The following is an 8,897-nucleotide window of genomic DNA, read 5'->3' as shown; positions in this document are numbered from 1 at the left end:
GGGCGCACGCGGTGCGCCCCTACGGGTTTTGGGGGGGTTGGGTTTTTTGGGGTTTTTTGGTGGGGGTTGGGCGCACGCGGTGCGCCCCTACGGGTTTTGGGGGGGTTTTTTGGGGGTTTTTGGTGGGGGTTGGGCGCACGCGCCCCTACGGGTTTTGGGGGGGTTGGGTTTTTTGGGGGTTTCAGGAAAAATACGTCGGTGTGAATTGCGATCGCTTATGATGGGAATTGATAAGAGGTTTTGTTAGTATTGCGGGAATATATATGACCTTTGATCCTGAAAAACATCATCGTCGTTCTATTCGCCTCAGAAATTATGATTATTCCCAACCCGGAGCATATTTTGTCACTATTTGTACCTACCAAAAACAATCCTGGTTTGAAGAAATCAAAAATGGGCAAATATACCTTAATCAATTAGGAAAAATTGTCGCTGATGAATGGCTAAAAACCTGCAAAATTCCACCTAATTTTAAATTGGATGAATGGGTTATTATGCCCAATCATTTTCATGGAATTGTTATAATTAATGATTATTCTGGCGACGATCAGAGTTTGGGCGCACGCGATGCGCCTCTAGATTTGGGCGCACGCGATGCGCCTCTAGATTTGGGCGCACGCGATGCGCCTCTAGATTTGGGCGCACGCGATGCGCCCCTAGATTTGGGCGCACGCGATGCGCCTCTAGATTTGGGCGCACGCGATGCGCCCCTACAGCAGAAACCGAATTCTTTATCGTCATGTATTGCGGGGTTTAAATCGGCGGTTACTAAACGAATTAATTTGCTTCGACAGAACACAGATACTCCTATCTGGCAACGCAATTATTATGAATCAATTCTTCGAGATGAAAAGTATCTAGCAGTTGTTCGAGAATATATTATTAACAATCCCAAAAACTGGCCAAATGATCGAGATTATCTGCCAATCGATCAACAATCACAAGAATTATATTTAGATTTGTTGTTTTAAGCGAGAATATAAAACAGTAGGGGCGAACCGCGTTCGCCCAGAGCCAATAATTAGCCCACCACCAATATCGAATTAATCAAAAAATTCAATTTTGTTTATCTGTAGGGGCGAACCGCGTTCGCCCACCCCCAATTATTAACCCACCACCAATTTCTGTAAGGTTTCTAGCTTTTGATCGAAATCTTTTTCGAGATTATCTAGCTTTTGATCAACATCTTTCTGGAAGGTGTCTAGCTTTCGATCAACACTTTGAATACTATCTTTAATTTCCTTAAAGACAGATTCGAGGGAATAGGGAATGGTTTCTGCTGTCATGGCGGTTAACTCCTATCAGTCGAGAGATAATGTAATTATTGATAAAAATCCTCTTAATTCTCCACTTCATTTTTTTCGGGAAATCCCGCCTCATCTTCTAATTTATCGCTGACTTCTGGCAGTTTTAGCAATATTCCAGCGAATAACCAATAGTAAACAGAAACAGGCTCGACGGAGAGAGGATAATAGTAGGGATTATAGCTAATAAAAAGTATAAAAATCCAGATACAGAGACCCCAATGCTTTAAAGCAGGATTTTTTACTTTTAAATAGGCTTTAAAGGTGAGAATACAGAGAATTGTCACCAGTGCCATAAAAGCGATAAAACCGACGATACCGATTTCGTAGAGGAGTTTAGCGTAGTAGGTTTCAATTAGTCTTATCCCTTCTTCTCCCACTATATGACGAGAGCCAGTGGTGGCTGTGCCTAAACCAAAACCAAAAAGCTGTAAATATCTTAAGGCCCACTGGATTTGATTGACTACAAAGTCAATGGGAGATGAATATAGCCAGCGACCGATAAAATTTAGCCCTCTTTCCCGAATAAAGGGAATTAACGTCACCGCAAGCAGGGAAAGCATCGCCACAATTCCCAATTTTAATGGTAACTTTTGCTTATTTTTGCTGGTAGCAATAAAAAGAACTAAATAAAACAAAGGTACTAGCAATAAAGGTAATCTTTGTCCAGAAACCAGAGTCGCAAGGAAGACTAAAACCATTGCCACCCAACCAGCGAGGCGCCATCTTTTTTGCGGATCACTAAAGCTGGCTGCGTAACTGATGACGCTACTAGATACTAAAAACCAACCCCATTGCCAAGGATCGGAAAATGTGCCGGGGAGACGAATTAAGCCTCGATCGGGATTATACAACACCGAACCGCCGACAAAACATTGAGCTTTCAAGCTGGCTTTGGCGGTAATATCTGGATAAAATTGGGTGTCGGATTTCGGGGCAGTAACTTCCAGTTGATTGAGGAATTCACTATCGGGACAGATACCTTGGAAAAGTAAGAAGTATTGAATTAGAGCTAAAACGCAACAGACTAAGATCATCACGATTAAAAGCCGATTAACCACGAATAAATCCCGTTTTTCCTTGATTAGATAGTAGCCACAGAGAACCAGGGGAATATAACCGAGGAGGGTTTTCAATCCCACAATTCCCACTTCAATTGCTCCTTGGGGCAGATTGACAAAAAGAAAAGTTATCAAGCTGATCGCAAGTAAAATCAAAGCTGTGATGAGAAAAGGCTTGATTTTGGGGCTTAATTGCTTAAAAGTTTTGGTTTTAATTAAAATTGCCGCTAAAGCAGGGAAATAAAAGGCATCCTTGGCGATTTTGTAGAGAGCATAGGATGGCTCTTCACCAATGAAGTTGCCCTTTACCTGAAAAACTCTCGCCACAGCAAAAGTGACGGTACTACTCAGGGGAAGATAGATGATTAGGGCTAATAATCCCAGACGGGGATGGATAAAAGAAGCGACCATGGCGGGAACCGCCAAAATTCCTAACAAGGCGGCTTTTTTGTCGAATACAATCCCTAAAACTAGACTAATTATTATGGTAGAGATCGCTAGTATATTTAGTAAGAGATAGTTCCTCTCTTTCATATCGTGCAGCTTTGAACAGGTTTAGGAGAAAGTGTACCGGATTTTTGCCGAGATTCTCATTCTCAATGGGGAAGTGGGGAGCTTTTCAGTTATCAGTAAACTGATAACTGAAAAGCTGATCACTGATTCAAGGCTGATGGCTGAGAGTTTCCCTTTGCTTCTTAGCTTTTGCTATACTTATGTAAAATTTTATTGATCTCGATCTTGACTCCGTGGCCAAAAATCCTTCTTTTCAAGACCTTTATCAAGCTGGAATCAGTGCTTTTGAGCGTGGACAATATCGTCTTAGTATCCAGCAATTAAATGCGGCTTTAGCCTTAATTTCCCTAGGATCCCGAGAAGGGGGTGAGATCCAAATTTGGTTAATTTCTGCCCATCAGGGGTTAGGAGAGGGGGAGAAAGCTAGTGAAATCTGTAAGCAACTTATTACCCATCCTATCTATCCAATTCGCGAACAGGCCAAGCGTCTCCTCTATATTATCGAAGCTCCCCGTCTCAAACGCCCAGATGAATGGATGACCAAGATTCCCGATTTAGAGAAACTTCCCGATAGCGCACCGCAATTTAAAAAGGGGACAAATAAACAGAAAAAAGAAGAACCCCCCGCACCCATGCAGTTAGAGCAGCATAAAAATACTGTTTTTAGCGGACTGGCGATCGCTATTATTCTGTTAATGCTCTGGTTTTTTGCTAAAAATAGCTAAATTACTTGACAATAAGCTTCTAATATGCTAACGCAGTTAGCTATAGCTCCTAAATGGGCGATTTCATAACCGTGGGTGTTTTGGGTGGGAAAACCTAAGCAAGCGGCCTTAGCTATATGACCGAATTTCATGGCAATGGAGGCATCGCTACCAAAACCACTAATAATGGCTAATTGTAGGGGGATTCCCGCCTTTTCGGCCGCTATTCTCAATTCTTGATTTAATTCCTCATCATAGATACCGTAACCATCCTGAGACAATAACACAGGACTGCTGCCATCCTTAATCGGATATTCAGGAGCGAGGGGACAGATTTCTAGGGCAATTAAAGCATCTAAGCGGTTATTTGCCGTAAAAAATAAGGCCCCTAAGGCTCCTACCTCTTCCTTGGCTGAGGCAACCAGATATATATCCACTGCGGGGTTAATTACTCTGGCCGCTAGTTCTAAAAGAATCGCCACGGAAGCTTTATTATCGAGGGTATAACTGGCAATGTAGTCTTTTAGTCGAAAGGGTTGTTTTCGGTGTTTTCCCACCACGACTCGACTACCGACGCGCACCCCGCAAGCGTCTAATTCTTCTGGAGTCAATTTCGTCTCTATCCATGCGGATTCCCAGTTGACGGGGGTGTTTTCCTGCTGCGCTTTTTGCGGGGATTGATGGGAAATATGACGGGAACCAAAGGAGAGAATCCCCGATCTGGTTTCTTGATCACCGATAATATCCACCACCCCCTCTCCGTAAATCCAGGGAAAAGCTCCCCCAAGTTGGCGAATTTGCAGACTACCATCGGGATTAATTGCCTTGATAATAGCGCCAATTTCGTCTTTATGACCAGTAATAGCGATTTTTTTGGTCGAATCCCGTCCTTTAATCTTGCAGATGACATTTCCCGCTTGATCTTGCCATGTTTCTAATCCTAACTCTTGAAAGCGTTCTAGTAAAAAGCGATCAATTTCCGTTTCCATCCCACTAGGAGAATGATGGAGGACAAGAGTGGCAATAGTGTCAAAGAGGTGATCAAAATCCATATTTGTCTTGATTTGTGGGTCGAGAGAGAATTATTATCGAAACAGGAAATCGAGAAGGTTTTACAGGAACAATCTTGGTGCAGCCATGGCTCTTGGGTGATTGCCAGTTAGCATTTAATGATTAATCAAAGGTGCAGAATTAGCCAGAAAACCCGCAACTTTTAGAGACTCTAGCACCGAATTGTCATCTTCTACCCAATAGTTTTGTCCTAAACGCACAAATTGACGCTGAGTTCCCGCACCGATGGTGGCAATAACGGGAACTTTTGCCTTTTGTTTGTCTCCCGATTGCAGAATACTTTTAAGAAGATTTTGACGATTTTGGTTGACGACATCTTGCAGCGATAAATTAACCATCACCATTTTAATGGTTTCGATCGGTTCCGCATCTTCGATAATTAATTGTACCCGATCATCTCGGCGATCCACTTTTCCCCACACCATTAAAGTGGCTTCCTCCACTAATAATTTTTGCAGACGTTCGTAGCTATCGGAAAAAACCACCGCTTCCGACTGTCCCGAGGCATCTTCTAGGGTTAAAAAGGCCATGGGAGTCCCTTTTTTGGTCATAATTTTCTTGACGGCATTTAATAGGACAATGGCACTGACTTTTTTTCTGGTTTTGTGTTCTTCCACGTCAGCTAAATTGATAGGAGATAGGACTTGAGCGGCTCTTTGTAAAGCTTTTAAAGGATGTTCGGAAACATAAAACCCCAAATGCTCTTTTTCCAGTTTTAACTTTTCCTGTAGGGAAAAATCTTCCACTGCGGTGGCACTGGGAGACTGTTCAAACTCGGACTCTTGCTTATTTTCTGTGCTACCCCCTAGCATATCAAAAATATTCATTTGACCACTTTCTTTCTCTTTAGTGCGTTTTTGCGCCCAAGCAACTACTAATTCTAAATCTTCAATTAATTGATGGCGATTGGGTTGAATTTTATCAAAAGCACCAGAATAAATTAGCGTTTCTAAAGCTCTTTTGTTGATCACTCGCAAATCAACACGCTCGCAAAAATCCCCTAAGGAAGTAAACTTTCCTCCCGTTGCTTCCCGCGCTTTTAAAATAGCCTCGATCGCATTTTCGCCCAGGTTTCTAACTGCGGACAAACCAAAGAGAATTTTGCGCCCAATCGGTGTAAAATGTTTTTGCGATCGATTGATGTCGGGAGGTTCGACATCGATATTCATTTTCTGACAGTTTTCTCGATACTTTTCCACCTTATCCTGATTATCGCTACTAGCAGTTAGTAACGCCGTCATATATTCCACAGGATAATTAGCTTTTAAATAAGCGGTTTGATAGGTGACGTAAGCGTAGGCAGTGGAGTGAGATTTATTAAAACAATTGGAGGCAATTAAGCCGTTGCCCAGCAAAAAATTATGATCTTTCTCTACACCAATATCGTAAACGGGTTTCCTTCCCAAGGATTGACGACTGATAATTTTAACCATATTAGTAACTCAACTCTCCAGAGATTTTTGTAACGGTGCTAATGAAAATATGGCATTTCTTTGCCAAATCAGGCTGCTAAGGGCAAAAAAATGGCTCTCTTATTCTTTGTGACATAAGTTTAACTTATATAAGAGCCATCAATCTTTGTGTCCTTTGTGTCTTTGTGGTTCGTTCTACTAGCTCGCCAGCAGGACTGTATCTTAGAATACATTTTACCCACCAAACCGAAGAGAGCCAAAAAATTACCCTATTGATGACTAAAGTGTACATAGCGTTTCCTGTTCGCAAGAGGTACATCATCGATGCGGAAAAGCTTAATTAGCTAAGGTTTAGCTGTGCCACACAGGTGTGAGCAATGCTATATTCTACCCACAATAGGTTACGATCAATGTTAACCGAGGAGAAAAAAACAAGAAGAACTAGACTTCTTGAATGAGGTTAGCTGTGGTCCTTTGCCACAAGGTTTAAGACACCTATAAACAGCTTTTACTAATTTCTTTGCTAGTCCTACTAAATTTGGTTAAAGGGTAGCAACCCAAAGCGGGAAAAAATGCAGCAGTTGAGATAGCAAAGAAACCTTGCCCCTGAGGGTAAGAGACTATATCGTACCTTGACGAGAGGTCAGCACTGGGTAGTTCACGGATTGTGTTATAATTATTGCCAAGCCGTCAAGGGATTTGAAAAGGAGTAACACCATGAGTCTATCTTCAGAAGCCTATCGCCAAGCCCTCGTGCGGGATGGAGAACGGCGCTATCGCGAATGGCACCAAAATTATCACAACTACTGCCGTCAATCAACGGCGGAATACCAAGCTCGTTGGGACCAACAACGTCCAACAAAGCCTTGGATTTCCTCGGAAGCCTACCGCCAATTTTTAGTCAAAGATGGGGAGCGTCGTTTTGCGGAATGGCATGGCGAGTTTTTAGACTATCAAAGACAATTTCTGGCCAGTCAATCCACCTAAACGGACGTCAACCAATCCGCATTACAGCAATCTCTGAAAATAGTGGCTACAGTCCACAAAGAAATAGCTAATACCAATTTTCAATAGTCGTGACTAACATCTGAAAGTGCAATTCCTTTCTCCGAGAGGGATTGCGCTTTGAAATGATCAACTAAGTCTGTCATTACTTTTGAAAAATGATATAAAGATGAATAAGTCCAGAATGCAAGACTTATCACGAATGCAGCCAAGAATTCAAGATCAGAAGGAATAAGAATCCTGTCAACAAATGCTGATGGGCAGTCAGGAGTTTAAGCTTGTGGAGAGACTGTAAGACTGGTTGGGACTCTCTCAAAAAGCAGGTTTCTGTGAAGCAAGAATTTCCCATCACACATCTTCGCATTGTGATGGCTAGATTGTCAAGTCTGTCCACCCCTGGTCCCCGCAAATAACACCTAAGATAGCGATCATTAAAACTAAAATTTCAATACATTCGTGCCTTAAGCACCTAAAAGCTTTGCAAAGCAAGGCTTTTACTATTAGTTTATTTGTCCTGTGTCCATCAAAACAGGCTCCAGCTACCCTTCTGAGTCGATTATAGCTAGTCAAGGGTATCAAGGGTAGTCGAACAATCGCCAAGACTACCTTGGGGTAAGAAACCGTTTGTAAATTAATGTAAAAAGCTCGCCAAGTCAAGGTTTTGGCGATTTATAGAGCAAATGAACTAAAAACTCAGTATCTTTGTCAAGTAAGGACTTTGGCGATTTAAATACTTGTTTACAAACAGTTTCTAAGGGTTTGATTATTTTTCTTGGGGGGGTAAGTCCAGTTATCCCCCCAAGGTTCTTGTATTTGTCTTGTTTTTAGGTGCGCTCGCCCTGCTCTCCCAATGGGAAGTTTTGCTTAGAAAAAAGGGGAGCAGCAACGACCTTAACCCGCCTTTTCTGAGAATTGACTACATTCATTAATCACAAAACTGAGAATTAACTACATTTCTTAACGAAAAAATCGAGATTAGCTATTGACACCGACAAAAAAAGGGTGTTATTCTTCATATGCTGAAGTGATGAAGGCAAAAAAAACAAACAAGTTTTTGAATCCTCCATGACTTCAGCACCGTACACTTTCTATGAAAACAACAAAAAGGTCTATTACCATGGCAGTTGAAAAAACTAACTCTTCCTCTAGCTTGGCTGAAGTTATTGATCGTATCCTTGACAAAGGTATCGTTATTGATGCCTGGGCTCGCGTATCTCTCGTCGGAATCGAATTATTAGCGATTGAAGCTCGTGTAGTTATCGCTTCGGTTGAAACCTACCTCAAATATGCTGAAGCCGTTGGTCTGACTCAATCTGCAGCGGTTCCTGCTTAAGGATTGAGCCCAGTGAAAACCCTGCTGGGGCTTCCAAATTCTTAGCTTTTCTTTGATCCCTATTGAGTTTAGTTACCCCTCTCTTGGGGCGCAATAGTCTATAACTGATCAAGTTGACACGGCAACGGATAGCGAAAACAAAGCTAGACCCATACAAGTTATTTTTGTAAACGTGATTTTGTCCTTTGTAGCTAGGTTTACCCCCTATCACCAGAGTGTGAGACTCACTATTTTTCGGAATAGAAAGTCATTTTTGGTGTGGAAGCCGCGCCCCTGAGATGCGGTAGTTTGATGTATCAATTTCGGGATCAGCACTGTAAACTTTCTATACAAACAACAAAAAGGTCTATTAACATGGCAGTCGAAAAAACCAACTCTTCCTCTAGCTTAGCTGAAGTTATCGATCGTATCCTTGACAAAGGTATCGTTATTGATGCTTGGGCTCGCGTATCTCTCGTCGGAATCGAATTATTAGCGATTGAAGCTCGTGTAGT

11 protein-coding genes and 1 pseudogene are annotated in these 8,897 nt (G+C 42.1%); 8 read left to right on the top strand and 4 right to left on the bottom strand.

Translation table 11 applies throughout. The annotated features are described in order from the left end of the window. Both IM462_RS13850 and IM462_RS13845 read left to right on the top strand, forming a co-directional pair. Nucleotides 1-247 (top strand): hypothetical protein (locus IM462_RS13850; protein WP_287715295.1); only part of this gene is annotated, 247 nt, incomplete at its 5' end. A gap of 16 nt (nucleotides 248-263) precedes the next feature. Continuing rightward, entirely contained in the window at nucleotides 264-971 is a 708-nt protein-coding gene (locus IM462_RS13845; protein ID WP_287700949.1) for a transposase, read from the top strand. A gap of 135 nt (nucleotides 972-1,106) precedes the next feature. Here the strand turns inward: IM462_RS13845 and IM462_RS13840 are convergent, their stop codons facing one another. Further along, nucleotides 1,107-1,286, bottom strand: coding sequence for a hypothetical protein (locus IM462_RS13840; protein WP_287700947.1), 180 nt, complete (start codon nucleotides 1,284-1,286; stop codon nucleotides 1,107-1,109). 53 nt (nucleotides 1,287-1,339) lie between these two features. Continuing rightward, nucleotides 1,340-2,899 carry a hypothetical protein gene (locus tag IM462_RS13835; RefSeq protein ID WP_287700945.1) on the bottom strand — a complete coding sequence of 520 codons (1,560 nt, stop codon included), beginning with the start codon at nucleotides 2,897-2,899 and terminating at the stop codon, nucleotides 1,340-1,342. Between the two features lie 212 nt (nucleotides 2,900-3,111). Here IM462_RS13835 and IM462_RS13830 point away from each other — a divergent pair, with 212 nt between their 5' ends. Further along, nucleotides 3,112-3,603: a hypothetical protein gene (locus IM462_RS13830; protein WP_287700943.1), complete on the top strand. Its 492-nt coding sequence runs from the start codon at nucleotides 3,112-3,114 to the stop codon at nucleotides 3,601-3,603. On the opposite strand, the gene IM462_RS13825 is transcribed toward IM462_RS13830, so the two are convergent. Together IM462_RS13825 and IM462_RS13820 are read right to left on the bottom strand one after the other, a co-directional pair. Then, nucleotides 3,600-4,634 (bottom strand): M42 family metallopeptidase, encoded by a 1,035-nt coding sequence (locus tag IM462_RS13825; protein ID WP_287700941.1) that lies wholly within the window; start codon nucleotides 4,632-4,634, stop codon nucleotides 3,600-3,602. The genes IM462_RS13830 and IM462_RS13825 overlap by 4 nt on opposite strands. A 114-nt stretch (nucleotides 4,635-4,748) precedes the next feature. Continuing rightward, nucleotides 4,749-6,086 (bottom strand): helix-hairpin-helix domain-containing protein, encoded by a 1,338-nt coding sequence (locus IM462_RS13820; protein WP_287700937.1) that lies wholly within the window; start codon nucleotides 6,084-6,086, stop codon nucleotides 4,749-4,751. A 101-nt stretch (nucleotides 6,087-6,187) separates the two neighbouring features. On the opposite strand from IM462_RS13820, the gene IM462_RS13815 reads away from it, so the two are divergent. From IM462_RS13815 to gvpA (IM462_RS13795), 5 genes and pseudogenes are all read left to right on the top strand, one after another. Then, nucleotides 6,188-6,409: a hypothetical protein gene (locus tag IM462_RS13815; protein WP_287700955.1), complete on the top strand. Its 222-nt coding sequence runs from the start codon at nucleotides 6,188-6,190 to the stop codon at nucleotides 6,407-6,409. A gap of 82 nt (nucleotides 6,410-6,491) precedes the next feature. Beyond that, nucleotides 6,492-6,563: pseudogene (locus IM462_RS13810) on the top strand (helix-turn-helix domain-containing protein); the annotation flags it as partial. Nucleotides 6,564-6,782: 219 nt separating this feature from the next. After that, a complete protein-coding gene (locus IM462_RS13805) occupies nucleotides 6,783-7,052 on the top strand; it encodes a hypothetical protein (RefSeq protein WP_287700935.1) in 270 nt (89 codons plus the stop codon). Between the two features lie 1,108 nt (nucleotides 7,053-8,160). Then, nucleotides 8,161-8,403: a gas vesicle structural protein GvpA gene (gene gvpA / locus IM462_RS13800; RefSeq protein ID WP_425311603.1), complete on the top strand. Its 243-nt coding sequence runs from the start codon at nucleotides 8,161-8,163 to the stop codon at nucleotides 8,401-8,403. 291 nt (nucleotides 8,404-8,694) lie between these two features. Continuing rightward, nucleotides 8,695-8,897: gas vesicle structural protein GvpA (gene gvpA, locus IM462_RS13795; RefSeq protein WP_502845516.1), on the top strand; the 203-nt coding region annotated here is incomplete at its 3' end.

The organism is Microcystis sp. M144S2 (genome assembly GCF_020246065.1).
Taxonomy (GTDB): domain Bacteria; phylum Cyanobacteriota; class Cyanobacteriia; order Cyanobacteriales; family Microcystaceae; genus Microcystis; species Microcystis ichthyoblabe_A.
This window is presented reverse-complemented; position numbering and strand designations above follow the sequence as displayed.

Bases quoted from the DNA above. Each gene is read 5' to 3' on its own strand.
- IM462_RS13835 (WP_287700945.1), bottom strand. From the start codon at position 2,899: ATGAAAGAGAGGAACTATCTCTTACTAAATATACTAGCGATCTCTACC.
- IM462_RS13845 (WP_287700949.1), top strand. From the start codon at position 264: ATGACCTTTGATCCTGAAAAACATCATCGTCGTTCTATTCGCCTCAGA.
- IM462_RS13825 (WP_287700941.1), bottom strand. From the start codon at position 4,634: ATGGATTTTGATCACCTCTTTGACACTATTGCCACTCTTGTCCTCCAT.
- IM462_RS13805 (WP_287700935.1), top strand. From the start codon at position 6,783: ATGAGTCTATCTTCAGAAGCCTATCGCCAAGCCCTCGTGCGGGATGGA.
- IM462_RS13840 (WP_287700947.1), bottom strand. From the start codon at position 1,286: ATGACAGCAGAAACCATTCCCTATTCCCTCGAATCTGTCTTTAAGGAA.
- IM462_RS13820 (WP_287700937.1), bottom strand. From the start codon at position 6,086: ATGGTTAAAATTATCAGTCGTCAATCCTTGGGAAGGAAACCCGTTTAC.
- gvpA (WP_425311603.1), top strand. From the start codon at position 8,161: ATGAAAACAACAAAAAGGTCTATTACCATGGCAGTTGAAAAAACTAAC.